We start from the raw sequence: 19,327 nt of genomic DNA on the forward strand, positions 1-19,327 counted from the left end.
GTTTTAAGAATGTTTAACATTTAAAAAAAACCAATTTAACCATGAAAAATTACCTTACACAAAAAAAAATACGGTTTTTACCGTATTTGTGTTGCCTTTTCTGGCTATTGTTATTTAACAATTTAAATGCCCAAAACATTTCCCTTACATGGGATGTAGAATCGGGATGTCAAATCTATAAACCCGGAGAGCGTAAAGACTTTCAGGAAGATATAGGTAGTGGCGCCTGCGTTAGGGTATGCGAATTTAGTGCTGTAAAATATACCGTAAACAACTCAAGCAGTTCCTGGCCGGCTGTATGGTCTGTTACAGGCGGTACAATTACATCGCAGAACAATACTAACTGTAATGTTACCTGGGGAGCTTCAGGATGGGGCTTTGTATCAGTTACTGTAACTACCCCTGACGGGCCACGAACTGAAGAAGTTTGTATTGAAATTATAGAAGGGCCGGAAGCCCAGTTTACAATTTTTCCGGAAAGTCCGGGTGTTATGGATTATAAAGCCTGCCTTGAGCAGGAGTTATATTTTACAAACCTTTCTACAGACGGAGGCGGTACAGAAATAGTTTCTTATTTCTGGGATTTCGGCGATCATGAGTATTCATCAGAATTTGAGCCTTCACACGCTTATACACACCCTGGTGACTATACTATTATTTTATCGGTAACCAACGCGTGTAACTGTACACAGTATATTAAAAAAGAAATTCATATCTCAGATATGGTTTCTTTTCCAATAAGCTGTAATTCGGTGCTTTGCGAAGGCGGCTCTGATGATTATACTATCCCTGATTATATCGCACAGCAATGTAATGAGTTTAACTGGAAGGTAGAAGGCGGAACCATTACCTCAAACTATCCTTACGGGCCAAGCATTAATGTAGTTTGGGATAATGTTGACAGTACAGGTTTTGGCTATGTAACTTTTGATGGCTCTGCCTGTAATCTTGATTGTTCGGCAGTAACTATAAAAGTACCTATAGTTCAGTCTGTAGGCGCTATAGTAGGTGATGCCGTAGTATGTGCCTACAGCCAGTATAGGTATAAGCTGCCGCAATGGCCAACAACCGATTTTATCTGGTCTGTAGTAGATCCGGGAGGCACAGGAGCTACTTTTATTAATACCGATCAGCGTAATGAAGTTATAGTACAAACAGGTGGTGCGGGTGATATTACACTACGATGCACTTACCAGAATACTATGCTAAAATGTGGTGGTTCAGCAGAATTTAATATTCATATAAGAGATATGGGTGTTGTATCTGGCCCTACTGCCATTTGCCAGTATGACAGTGCAACATATACTATGAATAATGGTTATTTTGCCAACTGGACATTAAAACGACCTGATAATTCTACAGCTACGGGTTCAGGAAGCAGCTTTACAAGCACTTTTAACATTCCGGGTAAATATACACTTACTGTTACAGGAAATGATTTCTGCCAGCCGGAACAGCCTTTTGTAATAAGGGTTGACAAAATACCGCCGCCGCCAAATGTATCAGACATTGTAGGACCGGATAAAGTATGTATGTCAACTCCGGTAGAATACAGCCTTGTTAACACAGAACCGGGCACCGTGCTTGCATGGCAGGCTATTAATGGTACTATAAGCGGTTCTAATTACGGTGAGCATGTTACTGTGCAGTTTACTCCTGGTTTTAGTTCTTATGGAATTAAAGTATGGAGAGAAAACACTAAAGCCCCTCATTGCCCTTCGGCTGCTGTAACAAAAACAGTTATGGAGCATGTTGTGGTGCTAAACATGAGCGGCCCTCAAACTAATATTTGCCCAAGCTCTGTAAGCGGGCCATATACGGTAAGCTATACAGAAGGTGAAACGTATGAGTGGACTGTTACCCCTGCAGGTGCAGGCAGCATTAGTGCAGGTCAGGGTACCAATAGTGTAAGTGTACAGTGGAACAGTATTCCTGTTGCAGGTACTTCGGTAAATGTAAAAGTGCGTAAATGTAATGCTTACCATACGGCAAGCCTGCCAATTACAGTAATACCAATACCTACTTTAAGCATAATTAATGTACCTGCCAATATATGCCCTAACACTTTTGTTACGCCTTACTTAAGCGCTACACCGGCACTTTCATCAGGTACAATAGTTTGGGATTTTGGAGACGGTTCGCCTACAGAAACTGTTCCGCTTGGAGGAGTTCCTACTGCGCATCAATACAACAATCCTGCAACAAATACAGGATATACTATAACAGCTACAGTGCTTAACCCTAACGGATGTACATCTCCTATATCTGTTACACAATCATTTACTGTAATGCCAGCCCCGGTAGCATTTGTATCACCTGATGCAAATCGCGTATTTTGTAGCACGGTTACCCCTTTCACGCTTACAGCGACAATTAATATAGGAGGTTCGGGCACATCAACAATACAATGGTATAATGGCGGCTCACCAATATCCGGAGCCACAGGATTCACTTATAATGTAACAGGCTTTGGAAGCTACAGTGCCTATGTAGCAAATGCCAATGGTTGCGGCAACTGGACAAACACAGTATATGTAACAGATAGCTGTGGGCCGGGATGTAGTATAGTGCCGGCTCCGTCTGTATCTTTAAATCTTACACAAACAGCATGTACTGATGTTTTAGCTACTGTATCTGCAAGCCCGGCACCTGCATCTTATGCATGGAGTATTGGTAATCAGGGAGCTTTTGTAGGAACTAATACATCTACTACAGCTAATATAGAATACAGTAAAGCAGGAGAGCATGTAGTAATTTATTATGCTACTTATAATACCCCAAGCGGGCCTTGTACAAAACAGGTATATGAAAGCATAATAATTCCATTTATACCTAAAATTAAGTATGATGTTGTTTGTAATGCCTCATCGGGTACTTATGATATAGTAATAAACGATTTCTCTCAGTACTACCCTGCTGCTCCTGCCGATACAAAAACTTTCTTTGTAAATGGCACGCCATATTCTGTTCCGGTAAGCCAGTCATCTTACACAGTGTACGGAGTTCCGGGTGGCAGTTATACTTTGGGTATAGAGCTAACAAAAGCAGGCTATCAGACATGTAGTTATTACTTATCAGACTACCTTCCGCTTATACAGCCTGTAACTATTACTTCACCAACAAGCGCGTGCGACGGCACAGGCTTTACATTCAGTTCTAATGTAGCTCCTTCTCCGGGACTTTATTATGACTGGAATTTTGGGGATGGTACGCATAATAATAACCCTACGCCTACCAAAATATACTCGGCACCGGGAACATATACGGTAACCCTTACTATTTATACACTTGGCGGATGTTCGGTACAGGATACTCAGGTAATAACAGTAAATCCTAATACTCTTGATGGTAACCTTACCTCAACGTCACCAAACTGTGAAGGCGACCCTATTATTATAACATTTAATAATACAGGTACAGCTCCGGCTCCATCATCATATACATGGATGAAAGATACCAGTGTAGTAGGTACAACTACTACTCCTAACTTCTCGGTAAACGAATCTGGTGCATATTGGGTAACTTTAACCAACTCTAACGGATGTATTAAATACATTGAAACTACTAACGCAGAGTTCATTATGACTCCTGACCCTGTTATAGAAGGTCCGGACGGAGTTTGTGTTGGTGTACCATTTGAATTATCAGGATACGCAGGAGGCGGCAGTCTTCAATACAGATGGTTAAGAAATGGTGTTCAGATAGCCGGATGGAGCAGTTCATCATTATTAAATTATACTGCTACAACTCCGGGTGCTGCTACTTATAAAGTTGAAGTAAGAGTATCAGACGGTTCGGGTGGTTACTGTGTAAGTTCTGCAACATATGTTGTTACAGCTTATACCAACCCTCCTATTCCATCCATTTCATTTAATGTAGTGAACTGTGATCCTTATACTATAAAACTTAATGCAAGTACCGGTGTAGCGGGTACATACAACTGGAGCAACGGTATGAGCGGACAAAGCATTATAGTAAATGCAGGAGGGCCGTATATGGTAACCTTTACAAACCCTGGAGGATGTACATCTACTTATCAGATCGATGTTCCTAAAGATCCTGAAGTTTACTTATGGATTTTCCCTAGCGGATGTTATGATTTCTGCTTTAAAAAAGGAGAACAAAACGGACCGTTTGATCTTCTTGGACCTGCCCCTACAGTTTCATTTAACCATTGGAACTGGATCAAAGACGGATCTTCAGACCTTGCAGGCTCAGGCTTGGTAAGCAATTATAACGTATCTCAGTCAGGCACTTATGAATTGGAACTTGATAATGGTTACTGCCATAAAATTTCTGACAAAATGGAAGTTAAGATCACTGACTGCAGATGCTCTGTACGATTTGAGATTAAGAGTATAAAAATGGATACTAAACCATTCTGCCATTACATAATAGATATGTACATTGATAACCCGTACAGCTATCCTATTACTGTAAATGTTGATGGCGGTATTGGTACAGGTGTCTTCCAGCCAGGATCTGTTACTGTACCACCGGGCGGCGGAAACTTCAGCCTGAATTTTGTTCCAATTAACTTTAACGGAGGTCTTCTGTCAATAACACTGACTACCACAACCGAAAAAGGTGAACTGTGCAGAACGGTAAGACAATTTGAGTTCCCTCAATGCGGACAGGTAAAATCACGTAATGGTGAAAATGACGAGTTTGATGCAAACGGTATGGCAAAAATGATGAACAGCCTTGTTGTTTCTCCAAACCCTACTACCAGCGCAACAGGACTTAATTATACTTTTGAAAATGAGACTGCACAAAGCAGAACTATTGAAATTTACAGCCTAATGGGTGTATTACTTGAAAAATATACTCCGGAAAACCAAAAAGGTGTCTGGAATGTAGATATGAGTAAATATGCTTCAGGCCAGTACATTGCTGTAATGAGGGAAGATGGCACTGCCATAGCCCAAAAAGCAATAATGGTAAAATAATTCATTAACCTAAACCACTAAAGGGATGCAGATTGCATCCCTTTTTTTATTGCATTAAAAATGCGGCTTCAGCTGAAGCCGCATTCCCCAAAAAATAAATAAAACCCAAACTTACATTTCAGTAAGATCAACCTCTCTTTTCGTATCTTTTAACTTCGTTTTTAATAGGCTTAAGCTGGTGCAGATAAGCATAAATTGCTTCAAGATCTTTTTCTTTCATACCTGCATACATAGCCCAGGGCATGGGTGTATTAATATCTCCCTTCTTTAGTGCAGCAGGTTTATAACCGGGCTTAGTGTACATTTTAAAACGGGCTGTAAACATTTCCTTTGTCCACGATCCTATTCCGGTTTCCGAATCAGGGGTGATATTTGGTGAGCGCACTATGCCCCCCGGCTGCGCAAACTCCATACCACCGCCAAACTCAGTACCCGGTATAACTTTTCCTTTATCTATTTTGCTGTGGCAATCAACACATCCGGTAGCATTTATAAGATACGCACCATAATTAACCACATCTTTTTCATTGGGTATTTTTTGATAATCTGCCTTAAGAGGCATAGTATTAATTAAAATATTTACCGGAAAATCAGCTTCAGATTTTGCTATATCTTTTTTCACAGGCTGCAGCGTTCTTAAATATGCTACCATACTATATACATCTTCTTTATCCATTTTGCCAAAACGATGATAGCCCATAATAGGAAACAACGCCTTTCCATCTTTATTTACTCCTGTAGTAATAGCACGCAGCAACTCTCCATCAGTCCATTTTTCAAGGCTGTACGGAGTAATATTTGGAGCATAAAATGTACCCGGGAAACCCATTTCATGATTAAATACTTCACCTCCCGAACCCAAAGTGGCAGGATCCATAGGGCCGGCATATAATCCCCAGTTTCGTGTACTATGGCAATCCATGCATACAGCAACGTGATTAGCAAGATATTTACCGCGCTCAATACGCTTCGCTGTTTTCTGGATAGTCAGGTAGGGTGCCTGTCCGGTATTTGGCAATGCAATTTTTATATAAGCAATAGCGCCAATTACAAAAAGTACAATTACAGCCAGTATAATACCTGTAATTTTAAATAGCTTTCTCATTTTACTTTTATTTTTGGCAAAGATGGGCTAACCTATATTTATACCATTGAATAAAAGCGACATAGAAAATAAATATTTAAAATATGAATAATTAGTAGTAAACTGCTTTAATCAGATAATCAGGTTATTATGCGCCTGTAAATTCAAAAGGTTTTTTATAATACTGATAGGTATTATTAGCAACACGCCTTGGTGCCTCACCTGCAAACTGCCTGAATTCTCTAATAAAATGAGCCTGATCGGCATAGCCGAGATCATACGTTATATCAGCCCATTCCGGTACTTCTTTAAGGCAGGTAAGCGCATTGCGGAAACGTATTATCCTAACATACGATTTTGGACTTGTACCCATATTTTCTTTAAAGCTACGCTGAAGCTGGCGCATACCTACTGCTACAGTGTTGCTAACTTCTTCTATAGTAATATTACCCTTGGCATTGCGAATAAGATTAGCAGCAGCAACTATATAATTATTCCGCTTTTCCATCAGCGTAAGCCTTTTTGAAAGAAACACCTCGGTTTGAGCTATAATAGCAGTTATATTTTCTTTATCAAAAAGGGCATGTATCAATTCGTCTGCCTCTTTACCTAAAAAATTTTCCAATTGCACATAACTGCAGTATAGCGATGCGGCCGGAGCATCAAATAATTGCGAAAACGTCTCCGGTTTTAGGCGAATGCCAAAAAGCCTGCCGCAACCAGGCATTTTCCATTCCACCGACTTATCATAAATACCTGTGAAAAAATTACGCGGAAGCGGTTCCCATATACCATTGTTGTAGATTAAGCCTATGTTTTCATCAATAAAAAACAGCATTTCATACATGCCAATAGGCAGGCATTTCTGTACAGGCGACTCTTCGTTGCTGCCACCTTCAAAAGAGTGCATCCAGTAACATTCTACATAAGCCTTAAGGTCCGGCGAGGGTTTATATTCATGGTAATCTATTTTCATTTTTCTTTAAAGCAAATTTAAATTCTGCGCAAAATTAGCAGGCTTATAAATTCAAAAAATACCTAACAATAGGTAAATCAATTGTTTAATTTAAAATTACTTCCAATAAACAGTATCAACAGTAAATCCCACACCAGCAATGCTCATTTTATTCCATGTACCCTGGCTAGTTTCGCGTGCAATTATAGGGGTTGCAAATAATGCTGCCGAAAACCATATGCGTTTACTGTTTGGCGCATCTTCAATCCATTCCAGACTTACCAGAAAATCATCTTCAACCATTATATTGTAAGGCGTAAGATCTACCACCAGCTTACCCGAATTTTTGGGCGTATCAACAATTATATTTTCATTAATCAGTAGTTTATCGGGCATGCCTTTTTTATCAAGGCTGTAAAAATTAAGGCGCATTTTTACGGGAGGATTATCATCTGAAGCTATAGATGCCGAAAAAGTTTTCAGCAGGGCGATATCGCCTTTAATCTTCATTACCGTACCTACCTCGTTACCCAGTTTGTTAGACGTAAATGCAGCCGTAACACTTTTAGATTCTGTTTTGTTGCCCAGCAGTTTTTCACCCGATTTACGATTAGATACTACAACAGGTTTAAGCTCTGTAGCCTGCTCTTTCATTTTAATTTCATTATTATCTGCAAGGCGGGCAGCCATATCGTCAACAATAAAATCACGTGTAGCATACCCAATCATAGATATACGCACCGTATCTGAAGAATGCCCTTCAGGAACAAGTAGTGTAAAGCGGCCGTCCTCGCCAGATACTGTACCTATATTTTTATTAAGTACACCCACATTTACATAAGGGAGAGGTTCACCGGTGGCTGCATCTTTTAAAACACCTTTAAGCGTTTGTGCCTGTAGGGCAAAAGCAGAAAACAGCAAGGTTAAAAGCAGAAATAATTGTTTCATTGGTAAGGTTTTAAGTGTAAGACGAAGATTTTACATAAATGTTACACACCTCCTTATAAGTATCTGCTATCTTTGTAAGAAACAATGCCTTTTTATCAATGCCGCAAGAGAACCTTTATTTTATAGCGCTTATTCCGCATGATACTGTTGCGGGTGAAGTAACCGGATTTAAAAACGATATTGCCCAAAACTATAACAGCAGTAAAGCACTTAGAAGCATGCCGCATATTACGCTTAAGGCACCCTTTAAGCTTGCGGCAAGAGAACACAATAATTTACAGCTTTGGTTTGATGGCATTCGCCCGATGACAGAATCTTTTATTGTAGAGCTTGAAGATTTTGGAAGTTTTGACAATAAAAACAACCCCGTAATATATGTAAAACCGGTTATGACACCGTCTTTAGAACGATTGCAAAAACAGATACTCTCTTCGTTTGAGCATACGTACCCGCATATCAGCATACCTTATACCGAACGCACTTTTCATCCGCACATGACTATTGCCTACCGCGACCTTACTCCAGAACAATATGCCCGCGCTATAGATGTTTATCAGCATAAAAAGTACAGCGCATCCTTCAGGGCAGATAAATTTTATTTGTTACAGCACGATGGCAGCCAGTGGAATGTTATTGCAGAACATGTGCTTAGTTAAAATATGAATGAGTTGCTAAACCTAAAAAAGTGGTTGTCTCAAAAGTACTTAATTACTTTTGTCATTCTGACGCAGGAAGAATCTAATGAAATTTAGATAGCAGAGATTCTTCACTTCATTGCATTTCGTTCAGAATGACACTTTTTGAGACACCACTTTTATTTTCAATTGCAGATTGCTTATATAAACATTCCTCCCGATACTTCTATCCTTTGGGCAGTAACCCACTTGGCATCATCGGTGCAAAGAAAAGCCACAACGCCGCCTATATCATCAGGAAGTCCTACGCGGCCAAGAGCCGTTTGCGAAGCTAAAAATTTATTCATTTCGGCATTATCGCGCACAACGCCACCGCCAAAATCGGTTTCTATAGCACCCGGTGCTACAATATTACTGCGAATACCCCTTGCACCAAGCTCTTTTGCCTGATATTTGGTAAGCACCTCCATACCGCCTTTCATAGAAGCATAAGCGGCAAATCCGGGCGAACTGAAACGTGCCAGTCCGGTAGAGATGTTTACAATTCCACCGCCGTCATTCAGCAATGGCAATGCCTTTTGTGTAATAAAAAAAGGTGCTTTAAAATGAATATTAACCAGTTCATCAAACTGTGCAATAGTAGTTTCAGCAAAAGAAGCATGAACGCCAACACCCGCATTGTTTACCAGATAATCGAATTTAGCAGTGCTAAAAACCGAAGAAAGTGTTTTGGTTACCTCAGCAAAAAACGGATCGAAATTAGCTGCATCAGAAACATTAAGCTGTAATGCCGCTGCCTTTTGCCCCATTGACTGTATTTCTGCTACTACAGCATCGGCTTCATCTTTTTTACTGTTGTATGTAATAATTACATCGAGTCCTTTTTTAGCGATCGCTATCGCCATGTTTTTTCCAAGTCCCCGGCTACCGCCGGTTACAAGTGCTATTTTATTTGACATCGTATTGATTTTTAATATTTAACAATACAAAGTTAACCACTATCCGTACCGCAAAAATGGTGAAGACTTCAGTTTTTGGGATGAGATTTCCCCTATCATCGAAATGACAAGCATGATGTCAATACTTTCTGTCATTCTGAGCGAAGTGAAACGGAGTCGAAGAATCTCAAAAGACTATATTGGAATATGAAGAGATTTCTACTATCATCAAAATGACTACTACAATACAACTTATTTCTTTAAACCCTTTCTGTACTGTAATGGCGTAACACCCGTCATGCCTTTAAAAAATTTAGTAAAGTTAGTTGCTTCGCTATACGCAAAACGCTGCCCTATGTCGGCTATAGAAAGATCGGTTTCTGTCAGTAAAATATGTGCTTCTTCTATTATACGGCGCTCCATGTAGTCGCAAACCGAAGCCCCCGTAGTAAGTTTAAGCGTAGTAGTAAGATGGCGCGGATGGATAAACAACAGCTTGCCAAAGTCTGACGCGCTTAAACGCTTGGTGTCTTTTCCTGCCATAAGGTTGGTAATATGATTTTCGGCGGAAGCAATAAAATCGGCAGTGATTTCGTCTTTTCGCGAAAGTACTTTTTGGGGGAGTGTATTTATAGTTTCAGCTTTCAAACCGGCAAATGTTTAATGTAGTATTGCTAAGGTACAAAAAGATTTTCAAGGCCATTGTATTGTGATACCAGCGATGTATTAAAATTAAAAGAGATTTCTACTATGTCTAACCAACCACCCCACCTTTCAGGCACCCCTCCAACGGAGGGGAATGTGCCGGGTTCATAAAAATGAGTTAACCGTTACTGACAGCCAACAACTAAAACCAAAAAAAACTATTTTTGCAGTCACAGAAAAAACAATGGCCAAAAAGAACAACACGCAATTAACCCTTTTTAATGAGAACGTGTACGAGTACTTCGTACTGCTCTCCCCTTCCGATACTGTTAAGGAAGCGGTAGATGCTTTAAAGGAACAACTGCATGCACTTATTGGCCTTGAAGATTACAACCGGAAATCGGTGGCGCATGTATCGTTGTTTAAAACCCGCGCCACTACCGACAGCCAGGTACTTAAACTCATAAAAAAAGTAGCTGCTGCACAACAGCCCTTTACCATAAAGCTTGCCGGGCACGAGGTACTTAAACACGGTGGCGCCTCGCGCACACTGTGCCTTAAAATTGAAGACCCCGAACCTGTAAACAACCTTATGGCACTGCTAGACCCTAAGCCCATAGCCAAAAAAAGCTACCGCCAGACAAGTATTTTAGATAAACCGCAACGCGCCAAAAAGGTAATACACCCACACGTTACCATTGCCCGCACTATTGCTACGGCCGACTTTGACCGTATTGAAGATTTTACACCGTTTGATTACCACGACGAATGGCTGTGCGACCGCATTACTGTTTTACGACGCCTTGAAGGTACCACCGGAATTTTCAGTCCGGTGAAGGAGGTGATGTTGGGGTAGGGTTTGATTTGATTTCTTCAAATTTAACAATAAGTTCTATTGGAAAGAAGTTTAATTTCTTCAAAGCTTTATAAGTTGTCCCATAATTTACGGCACTATTAAAAGACCTATTGTAAAGATTATTTAGAATATGTTTTCCCTTTCTATGTAATAGCCATTTAGGATACATTAATTTATTTCCAGTTGTGAATAATACTTCTACCTTTATAGTTTCTTCACTTCTTATAAAATCTGGAAACACAGTTTCTAAATTCGAATCCACTTCCTTAAAAATATAATCCGCTATTTTCTGCATATCTGAATCACAAAGAGATTTCAATTTATATTCTTCTCCAATATGAAATTTTAAATTCTCAATTTCAGGATTTCTTTCCTTTTCAATTAATGCTGCATATACAACAATTGGATCTGATAAGTAATTTTCAATACTATATCTATCAATTTTGTATATTCCTTCTGTTATAGGATTACCATTATCATTATCAATTAACCCATGTATTATATTTGTTAGACCAGAATTCTGCAATTTATTTACCCATGATGAAACAACCGTTTTACCCCCCGATGTTTCTTTATTTGAAGCAGGTATAAATACTAAAGGTATATTTGGTTCAATTTTATTATCTAATACTAATTGATCATAAATGTAAGTATAGAAATCTTTGTCGTCATTATCTTCTACTAAAATATATTTTGTTCCTTCACCAACATATACCAATCCTGATGTCAACAAACTAACAGCATGATTTTTACTTATTGCCTTATTAATCCTTGGTTTTTCCCTAGACATTATATAAATTGATTCATCAGGCGATAGAATAACTGTAGATGGAGAATGCGTCGTCATAATAACCTGAACTCCATATGTCTCAACTAACACTTTATTAATTACATCTATAAATTGTTGCGCCATAGCTGGATGTAGATGAGCATCAGGTTCATCGAGTAATAATATTTTTGGAAAAACCTTTCTTTCAGATGAATTGTATAAATAAAACACTAAAGACATCAGAACTTTTTCGCCTGAAGATAATTCGCTAAAATTTATTTCTTCATTAGAATGGATATCTGTTAGCTTTAATTTAAAACTATCTCTAAAACCTTGCTCACTCGGATCATTTATATCGAATGGTAACTTTGATGTTTTAATAATTTCCCTAACAATTAGCCAGGGTTTTTCACCTATTTTAGATTTTATTTCTGCATTAGAATATTTCTTCGCTAATAATTCCATTTCATCAAGTCTATATTCAAAAAATAATTCGCTGATTCTTTTAGCCATCTTATCTTCAGCTTCATAGAAGTTGGAAAAATTTTCGAAAAAGTTTTTTTTATCTGGATATTTTTGATAGAAATGCCTTAAATTTTGTAAATATAATTCATGCTTAAAGTGCGCGTCAGACAGTGATTGCCCCTCTCCGAAATGACCTTGATTAGAAATTTGGTTAAATATATTATTTTTGTTGTTTAGTAAAACTGATAGATCAACATCTTGAGTATTTTCTAATTCCCATTCACCTTTTAAATAACCAACACTATCTGGCTCAAAATTATTAGTGAATATTACTTTTGATTCATCATTTCGGATAAATGAAGACCCAGATCTTTCTTGTACAATGCTTTTATATATAAGCTCAAGAAGTTGACTTTTTCCTGATCCATTAGGTCCTGTTATTACGACGAATTGTGGAATATTTAACCATTCAAAATCAGTTATTGATTTATATTTGCCTTTAAACGTAATATCCATAAAAATAAATTTTCTATCAAACCTAATAAATTTTCTTACAAAGTAGTTACGGAAAACCACATTATCACAAAATAAATTAGGCTTGTCTATGGTTTGTCTATACCTGATAATGAGTAAGATGTAAATTTAACCGAATCTAAATTGCATTTATTACAGTCGTATTTTCAGCAAAAGCTTGGTAAACCACTATTTTTATCAACAATAACCTTTTCGTAACCATCTAAACTGTAATTTTATATATTACATTAAAATATTAGTGTAATTTTGCAGCATGAAATTAAGTTTACTACCGCTTGCACTGGGCGGGCTTACCATAGGCATTACCGAGTTTGTAATGATGGGGCTGCTGCCCGACATTGCCCACGACCTGAATATATCAATCCCACAAGCGGGGCACCTTATATCGGCTTATGCTATGGGTGTAGTTATTGGCGCCCCTGTGCTGGTTATAGCGGGGCGCAATTTCCCGCCTAAAAAAATGCTTCTGGCAATGGCACTTATGCTTACGGTATTCAATGCACTGTCTATCATCGCTCCGGGGTATAATTTGCTGTTTGCCTCTCGTTTTCTTTCCGGGCTTCCGCACGGTGCGTTTTTTGGTGTGGGTGCTGTAGTTGCCAGCCGTCTTGCCAATAAGGGTAAAGAGGCGCAGTCTATTGCCATAATGTTCTCGGGGCTTACTATTGCCAACGTTATTGGTGTACCCATAGGTACTTACATAGGGCATAATTTTAGCTGGCGTTACACCTTTGTACTAATTACTGCCATTGGGCTTATTACCCTTATTGCCTTATTGTTATGGATGCCTAATCTTGAATCTAAAAAAGTTGACAGCATTAAACAGCAGCTTAAATTCTTCGGCAGGCTCGATGCGTGGCTTATCATCTCGATAGTAGCCATTGGAACAGGCGGGCTGTTTTGCTGGATAAGCTATATCGCTCCGCTGCTTACCGACATATCACACTTCTCAGCAGAAAACGTTCCGTATATCCTTATGCTTGCAGGCGCAGGAATGGTAGTAGGCAACTTTGTTGGCGGCCGCCTTGCCGATCGTTTTTCACCAACCACCACTACACTGGCGTTACTTATTGTAATGGCCATTAACCTGCTGGGTGTATATTTTTTATCGGGCAACCAGACGATATCTCTTATACTGGTTTTTGTTACGGGCAGTCTTTCATTTGCCGTTGTTGCGCCCATACAAATGCTTATGATACAAGCCGCCAAAGATGCCGAAATGATAGCTTCGGCTTCGTTACAGGCAGGTTTTAATATTGGCAATGCGCTCGGGGCTTTCCTGGGCGGACTCCCGCTCGTTATGGGTTACAGTTATGCATCGCCCAATTTAGTTGGCGTTGCAATGGCGCTAACAGGGGCTTTAATTGTGGGCATTATTATTTCCAGGTCCCGAAAAACCGTGACAATTAACACTGTGTAACTTTTCTTTAATTATAAAAGCACCAAAAGTCCTGCAAATTGCAGGACTTTTATGTAATACTAAATGGCAGCCATTAAACACATCTATAATAAATGTTAAAATATGGTTTCCCTCATTATAAAATTGTACAAAATTTGTTATAATATGTGGTGTTTGGCTTATTGTTAACTATAAAATGGTTTACATTAGCAAATTACTAGGTAACCCCCATGCTTAGATCACCTGCTATGGAAAATAATAAAGAAATGAATATTACAGCTTCACTAAAGCTTACCGCTTCTTTAAAACAAGCGTTAGAGCACTATATACATGGTAGTGGAAATGCTATTATAATTTCTGATTACCAAATACCTTATGCTTCTTTTTTCAGCGACAGCCAAAAAGAAATGTATGGTGAAGATATAAAAACACTTGAAAAATGTGCTGATGATGTATTGCAGTCAGCTACCCGAATTATAGCGCTTTATGATGATGGCAACGTTGCTGAAGCGCAAAAACAAAAAGAGTATTTTGATCTTAAAGCCGATAATCTTGGCTTACAGATTCAGCTTTTAGACTTCAAAACAAAAAGCAATACTCCTGAAAAACAGGCAGAAACCGAAGGCAACGGTGAGTGGGAACATCATTCCGATCTTACCAACAGCATAAAAGATATTAACAGCCGTTATGCAGAAACCGATGAAAAGCTGCCACTGCTAGATAATTACTTTAAGCAGGCACCTATAGGTATATGCATTCTTAGCGGCCCTGAATTTATTGCTAAACTTGCCAATCCGCTTTATCTTGACCTTATACAGAAAAGCAGTGGTGATTTTGTAAACAAACCTTTACTTGAATCATTACCCGAACTGAAAGGCCAGCCCATTGAAGGTATTATCAGAGATGTTTATATCACAGGCAAACCTTATGTGGGCAATGAGCTTGGTGTTTACCTTGTGCGCAATGGTAAACGTGAACTTACTTACTTTAACTTTGTATATCAGCCTATATTTAACGAAGATAGATCGGTTAGCAGCATTATTGTTATTTGCAATGAAGTAACAGATATTGTAATTGCAAAAAAAGAGCTGCTTTATAAAAAGAAAGAATTCCGCAATATTGTTATGCAGTCACCCATTGCCATAACAATACTCAAAGGAAAGGATTTTATTATAGATATAGCCAATGAGGTTATGCTGAACCATATCTGGCGTAAAGATTTTAAAGAAGTTGTAGGCAAGAGCCTGCTTGAAGTGTTTCCTGAACTTTATGAACAGGATTATGTTAAGCTTTTAAAACAGGTAATGAATACGGGAGTGCCACACCGTGCTTTGGAATCTCCGGCTTATATAGATTCTCATGACGGGAGGAAACTTTATTATCTTGATTATGAATATGCACCGCTTTTTGACACCGATGGCACTATTGACGGTATTATGTGTACCGTTAACGATGTTACTGCGAGTGTAAAGGCACGCGAAGCTGAAAAAACTGCCCAGAAAAGACAGGCACACCTTATAGAAACCCTGCCGGTAGCCATGTACACCATAGATGCAAATGGCTATATAGATCTTTATAACCAGGCAGCAGAAACACTTTGGGGGCGAAAACCGGAATTAGGCAAAGACCGCTGGTGCGGATCGTATAAAATAACCACTCTGGAAGGTGTTCCGGTACCACATGATAACTGCCCTATGGCAAGAGCCTTTAAAGAAGGCAGATCTATAGAAGAAGAAATTTATATATACCGCAGCAATGGTGACAGAAGGCATGTTATAGTTCATCCGCAGCCATTGTATGATGAGAACAAAAATATTATAGGAGCATCAAAAGTAATGATAGACATTACCGAACGTAAAGCTGCTGATGAAGCCCTTCGCCAGAGCGAAGAAAAATTCAGGCTGCTTTCTGCTTCTATACCTCAATTTATATGGACACTTGATGCCGAAGGCCAGCTTGATTATTTTAATGATTCTGTACTGCACTACTCAGGATTAAGCGAAGAAAAGCTAAGAAATGGTGGGTTTTCAGAAATGGTGCATCCTGATGACAGGGAAAATAACCGTGCCAAGTGGAAACATTCATTTGCCACAGGCGAAGAGTTTAACATAGAACACCGTTTTTTACGCCATGACGGAGAATACCGCTGGCACCTGTGCCGGGCTTTGGCACAAAAAGATGAAAGCAGCGAAATACTTCAGTGGGTAGGTACGAGTACCGACATTCATGACCATAAAACATTTCAGAAAACACTGGAGAAGCTTGTTGAAGAACGTACCAACGAACTTAAAAAAGCCAATCATGAGCTTGAAAACATGAATAAAGAGCTTTCGTCTTTTGCCTACATATCAAGCCATGACCTACAGGAGCCTCTTAGAAAAATACAAACTTTTGGAGGTATAATAATGGCCAACGAATTTGAGAACCTTTCAGAAACAGGCAAGCGTAATTTTACACGTATGCAGGTAGCCGCAGGCAGAATGACAAAACTTATTCAGGATCTGCTAACCTACTCGCGCTCTAACGCTTCTGAAAAGACTTTTGAACAAACCGACCTTAATATCATACTAAGAGAAGTGATGGCAGATTTTGCCGAAACAGTGAACGAAAAAAATGGTGTAATATCTATAGGGCCTATGCCTGTTATAAATGCTATTCCGTTTCAGATAAGGCAGATGTTTAATAATCTGGTATCTAATGCGCTTAAATTTACAAAAGAAGATGTATCGCCGCAGATAACTATATTATCTGAAAATATTTCAGGAGCAGATATTGATAACCCTAATGCAGTACCGGAAAAAGAATACCTGCATATTTCGGTAGCTGATAATGGTATTGGCTTTAGTCCGCAGTATGCATCACGTATATTTGAAGTTTTCCAGAGGCTGCATGGCAAAGGCGAATATGAAGGTACAGGTATAGGCCTTGCTATCTGCATGAAAATTGCCGAAAACCATAATGCTATACTCAACGCTTCATCACAACAGGGTAAAGGAGCAGTGTTTAATATTTATTTTCCTTTAAATTAATTTTAGTATGGATTATAGAGTTAAGCCATAACTCTTATATTTGCTATATCCTATTAATCTTACTTTATTGAAAATGAAATTAAAGCAATCCATTTTACTACTGCTTCTTGCCGGTAATGCCGCATTAGCACAAACTATAGCTGTAAATACTACTGATGCTGCAACAGGTACAAAAGTTATTATTACAAAAAACCATAAAGGCAAAGAAATAGAGGTAGATGACAGTATTGCAAAAAGCGGACTGGCATTTTTTTCGGCCGGGTACCAAAGTACAACTGTAAAAGGCAAACCTGTTGAAACGTACTTTATAGACCTTGATATGTTTCATAACAACAATAAACTAGGCTGTATAGAACAATCAGCCAACAATCTAGAACTTACACTTGAAGATGGCAGCGAAATAAAATGTTTCCAGATGTCTGATACTGAATGCGGACAGGAGGCCTATAAAGCAGCATTTGTTTTATGTTCAAAAGACGGCAGTATGGCCCAAATGGAAGATAACTTTAAAAAACTGAAAACTGTAGGTATTAAAAGAATTAAAGTAACAACTACCGAAGGAGTGCTTGATTACAAAATAAAAGGCAAAGCATCTGACTACATAAAGTCTCATTTTGCGCTTATTGACAAAACCATTAAAGGGTAGTTATTTTACCGGAAGCTTAAGTAAAATATCTTTTTGCTCATCATTACCCAGCATAAACATATGGCTCCCAAATGGCATAAAACCATTTTTAGCATAAAACTGACGGGCATTACTATTCTTATCCCAAACGCCAAGCCATAAATATTTAAGGCCGGCCTGCAAAGCTATATTCAGGGCAGCATCCAGAAGGAACTGCCCTGCTTTTTTACCCTGGTGTTCCTTCAGTATATAAATGCGCTCCAGTTCAAGACTTTCAGGATCATTTATATCGGTTTGTGCGGCAGCATAATTCACTTTTATATAGCCAATGGCAGTGTTACCCTCCATAGCAAAATAAAACCCGGAATAAGGGCTGTTAACACCCTCCGCCAATTTATCACTAAAAAATTCAGATGCAATATAATTCTGCATGTTCTCTTCGGTATTATATTGGGCGTAGGTTGTTGTAAAAGTTGCAATGCTTAACTCCCTCAGCATTTCAAGGTGCTTAATTTCCGCTTTTAAAAGTTGTAAATTATACATACTATAAAATTAAGAGTATTATTTAAACTGCTTTTTCAGCTCTTTTAAATTAATAAGTACTACAGATAATATAATTATAGCTATACCAATCCATTGCAGCCAGATTACTTCTTCACTAAGCAGAAAATAAGCCATACAAACCGACACAGGTATTTCTATAGAAATTAGTATAGAGCCAAGCCCCACACCTGTTTTAGGCATACCCATATTAAAAAGTATAGGAGGCAATATGGTACCAAAAAGCGCCAGAGGCAAACCCCATTTCCAGAATACAGAAATATCATAATGCAGCGGCATATTAAAACAGCCGGCAATAAGCACAGTAATAACACCGCCAAGCAATATCCATAAGCTTTTTTTATGCGGATGCATAGTAAGTGCCAGTTTGTTAGACACTAACAGCATAATAGTATACATTACTGCCGCAGCAAAACCCCAGATTATTCCCCTAGCATCAAGCTTATTTATATTGGCAATAGCATTCGTGGCCATAACAGTTCCTGCAAGTACCATAATAACGGCGGCAGTTTTAAAGGCATCGGGCATTTTCCGGGCTAAAACAGCTTCGGCAACAATCCCCATCCATATAGCCTGCATAAGCAGCACTACAGCCACCGAAACAGGTATATAAATAACCGAGAGATAATAAAAAAATCCGGTTAAACCAAAGGCACATCCTCCCAGCATAAGCTTTAGATTTATATATTTATAAGTTGCAGAACTGTCATTTTGCTTGGCTTTATTATTAAATAAAACCAGCATACCAATTGCGGCAAGTCCTATAAGATATTGTGAAGTTACAACTTCGGTAGTGCTAAAGCCCTCACGGTAGGCTAATCCTACAAGTGTGGCAAGTATGCCATAGCTTGCAGCCCCTATTCCAACCAAAAAGATTCCTTTTATAAGAGAATTATTCATTAATGCTTATATAATTCCGGCAAAAGTAAGGCGAA

The 19,327-nt window shown here is 38.8% G+C and carries 14 protein-coding genes; 6 read left to right on the forward strand and 8 right to left on the reverse strand.

Translation table 11 applies throughout. The annotated features are described in order from the left end of the window. The first annotated feature begins 41 nt into the window (after positions 1–41). Positions 42–4,949 (forward strand): PKD domain-containing protein, encoded by a 4,908-nt coding sequence (locus NHE85_RS04660; RefSeq protein WP_252810138.1) that lies wholly within the window; start codon positions 42–44, stop codon positions 4,947–4,949. A gap of 127 nt (positions 4,950–5,076) precedes the next feature. On the opposite strand, the gene NHE85_RS04665 is transcribed toward NHE85_RS04660, so the two are convergent. The 3 genes from NHE85_RS04665 to NHE85_RS04675 all read right to left on the reverse strand — a co-directional run bounded on the left by NHE85_RS04665 (position 5,077) and on the right by NHE85_RS04675 (position 7,936). Further along, a complete protein-coding gene (locus tag NHE85_RS04665; RefSeq protein ID WP_252810140.1) occupies positions 5,077–6,054 on the reverse strand; it encodes a c-type cytochrome in 978 nt (325 codons plus the stop codon). Between the two features lie 127 nt (positions 6,055–6,181). Then, on the reverse strand, positions 6,182–7,009 hold the full coding sequence (locus NHE85_RS04670; RefSeq protein WP_252810141.1) for a helix-turn-helix transcriptional regulator: 828 nt from the start codon (positions 7,007–7,009) through the stop codon (positions 6,182–6,184). Positions 7,010–7,105: 96 nt separating this feature from the next. Continuing rightward, positions 7,106–7,936, reverse strand: coding sequence for a carboxypeptidase-like regulatory domain-containing protein (locus NHE85_RS04675; RefSeq protein WP_252810142.1), 831 nt, complete (start codon positions 7,934–7,936; stop codon positions 7,106–7,108). Between the two features lie 98 nt (positions 7,937–8,034). Between NHE85_RS04675 and NHE85_RS04680 the strand changes: the two genes are divergently transcribed. Beyond that, positions 8,035–8,592, forward strand: a complete 558-nt coding sequence (locus tag NHE85_RS04680) for a 2'-5' RNA ligase family protein (RefSeq protein WP_252810143.1) — start codon at positions 8,035–8,037, stop codon at positions 8,590–8,592. Between the two features lie 179 nt (positions 8,593–8,771). On the opposite strand, the gene NHE85_RS04685 is transcribed toward NHE85_RS04680, so the two are convergent. Next, positions 8,772–9,530, reverse strand: a complete 759-nt coding sequence (locus tag NHE85_RS04685) for an SDR family NAD(P)-dependent oxidoreductase (protein ID WP_252810144.1) — start codon at positions 9,528–9,530, stop codon at positions 8,772–8,774. Positions 9,531–9,761: 231 nt separating this feature from the next. After that, positions 9,762–10,157 (reverse strand): AraC family transcriptional regulator, encoded by a 396-nt coding sequence (locus NHE85_RS04690; RefSeq protein WP_252810145.1) that lies wholly within the window; start codon positions 10,155–10,157, stop codon positions 9,762–9,764. A gap of 241 nt (positions 10,158–10,398) precedes the next feature. Between NHE85_RS04690 and NHE85_RS04695 the strand changes: the two genes are divergently transcribed. After that, on the forward strand, positions 10,399–11,010 hold the full coding sequence (locus tag NHE85_RS04695; protein WP_252810146.1) for a 2'-5' RNA ligase family protein: 612 nt from the start codon (positions 10,399–10,401) through the stop codon (positions 11,008–11,010). On the opposite strand, the gene NHE85_RS04700 is transcribed toward NHE85_RS04695, so the two are convergent. After that, positions 10,979–12,760: an AAA family ATPase gene (locus NHE85_RS04700; protein ID WP_252810148.1), complete on the reverse strand. Its 1,782-nt coding sequence runs from the start codon at positions 12,758–12,760 to the stop codon at positions 10,979–10,981. The genes NHE85_RS04695 and NHE85_RS04700 overlap by 32 nt on opposite strands. Positions 12,761–13,031: 271 nt before the next feature. On the opposite strand from NHE85_RS04700, the gene NHE85_RS04705 reads away from it, so the two are divergent. The 3 genes from NHE85_RS04705 to NHE85_RS04715 all read left to right on the forward strand — a co-directional run bounded on the left by NHE85_RS04705 (position 13,032) and on the right by NHE85_RS04715 (position 17,852). Further along, positions 13,032–14,198 (forward strand): MFS transporter, encoded by a 1,167-nt coding sequence (locus tag NHE85_RS04705; protein WP_252810150.1) that lies wholly within the window; start codon positions 13,032–13,034, stop codon positions 14,196–14,198. A 209-nt stretch (positions 14,199–14,407) separates the two neighbouring features. Next, positions 14,408–17,206 (forward strand): PAS domain-containing protein, encoded by a 2,799-nt coding sequence (locus NHE85_RS04710; protein WP_252810151.1) that lies wholly within the window; start codon positions 14,408–14,410, stop codon positions 17,204–17,206. Between the two features lie 73 nt (positions 17,207–17,279). Next, positions 17,280–17,852, forward strand: coding sequence for a hypothetical protein (locus NHE85_RS04715; protein ID WP_252810154.1), 573 nt, complete (start codon positions 17,280–17,282; stop codon positions 17,850–17,852). Here the strand turns inward: NHE85_RS04715 and NHE85_RS04720 are convergent, their stop codons facing one another. Continuing rightward, positions 17,853–18,374 carry a GNAT family N-acetyltransferase gene (locus NHE85_RS04720; protein ID WP_252810156.1) on the reverse strand — a complete coding sequence of 174 codons (522 nt, stop codon included), beginning with the start codon at positions 18,372–18,374 and terminating at the stop codon, positions 17,853–17,855. Between the two features lie 18 nt (positions 18,375–18,392). Continuing rightward, positions 18,393–19,292, reverse strand: coding sequence for a DMT family transporter (locus tag NHE85_RS04725; RefSeq protein ID WP_252810158.1), 900 nt, complete (start codon positions 19,290–19,292; stop codon positions 18,393–18,395). Positions 19,293–19,327 lie beyond the last annotated feature (35 nt).

The sequence above is a fragment of the Flavobacterium sp. NRK1 genome (assembly GCF_024054175.1).
Lineage (GTDB): Bacteria > Bacteroidota > Bacteroidia > Flavobacteriales > Flavobacteriaceae > Flavobacterium.

What these genes read in the sequence shown, in the direction of transcription:
- NHE85_RS04660 (WP_252810138.1), top strand. Translation starts at nt 42, where the DNA reads ATGAAAAATTACCTTACACAAAAAAAAATACGGTTTTTACCGTATTTG.
- NHE85_RS04665 (WP_252810140.1), bottom strand. Translation starts at nt 6,054, where the DNA reads ATGAGAAAGCTATTTAAAATTACAGGTATTATACTGGCTGTAATTGTA.
- NHE85_RS04670 (WP_252810141.1), bottom strand. Translation starts at nt 7,009, where the DNA reads ATGAAAATAGATTACCATGAATATAAACCCTCGCCGGACCTTAAGGCT.
- NHE85_RS04675 (WP_252810142.1), bottom strand. Translation starts at nt 7,936, where the DNA reads ATGAAACAATTATTTCTGCTTTTAACCTTGCTGTTTTCTGCTTTTGCC.
- NHE85_RS04680 (WP_252810143.1), top strand. Translation starts at nt 8,035, where the DNA reads ATGCCGCAAGAGAACCTTTATTTTATAGCGCTTATTCCGCATGATACT.
- NHE85_RS04685 (WP_252810144.1), bottom strand. Translation starts at nt 9,530, where the DNA reads ATGTCAAATAAAATAGCACTTGTAACCGGCGGTAGCCGGGGACTTGGA.
- NHE85_RS04695 (WP_252810146.1), top strand. Translation starts at nt 10,399, where the DNA reads ATGGCCAAAAAGAACAACACGCAATTAACCCTTTTTAATGAGAACGTG.
- NHE85_RS04700 (WP_252810148.1), bottom strand. Translation starts at nt 12,760, where the DNA reads ATGGATATTACGTTTAAAGGCAAATATAAATCAATAACTGATTTTGAA.
- NHE85_RS04705 (WP_252810150.1), top strand. Translation starts at nt 13,032, where the DNA reads ATGAAATTAAGTTTACTACCGCTTGCACTGGGCGGGCTTACCATAGGC.
- NHE85_RS04710 (WP_252810151.1), top strand. Translation starts at nt 14,408, where the DNA reads ATGCTTAGATCACCTGCTATGGAAAATAATAAAGAAATGAATATTACA.
- NHE85_RS04715 (WP_252810154.1), top strand. Translation starts at nt 17,280, where the DNA reads ATGAAATTAAAGCAATCCATTTTACTACTGCTTCTTGCCGGTAATGCC.
- NHE85_RS04720 (WP_252810156.1), bottom strand. Translation starts at nt 18,374, where the DNA reads ATGTATAATTTACAACTTTTAAAAGCGGAAATTAAGCACCTTGAAATG.
- NHE85_RS04725 (WP_252810158.1), bottom strand. Translation starts at nt 19,292, where the DNA reads ATGAATAATTCTCTTATAAAAGGAATCTTTTTGGTTGGAATAGGGGCT.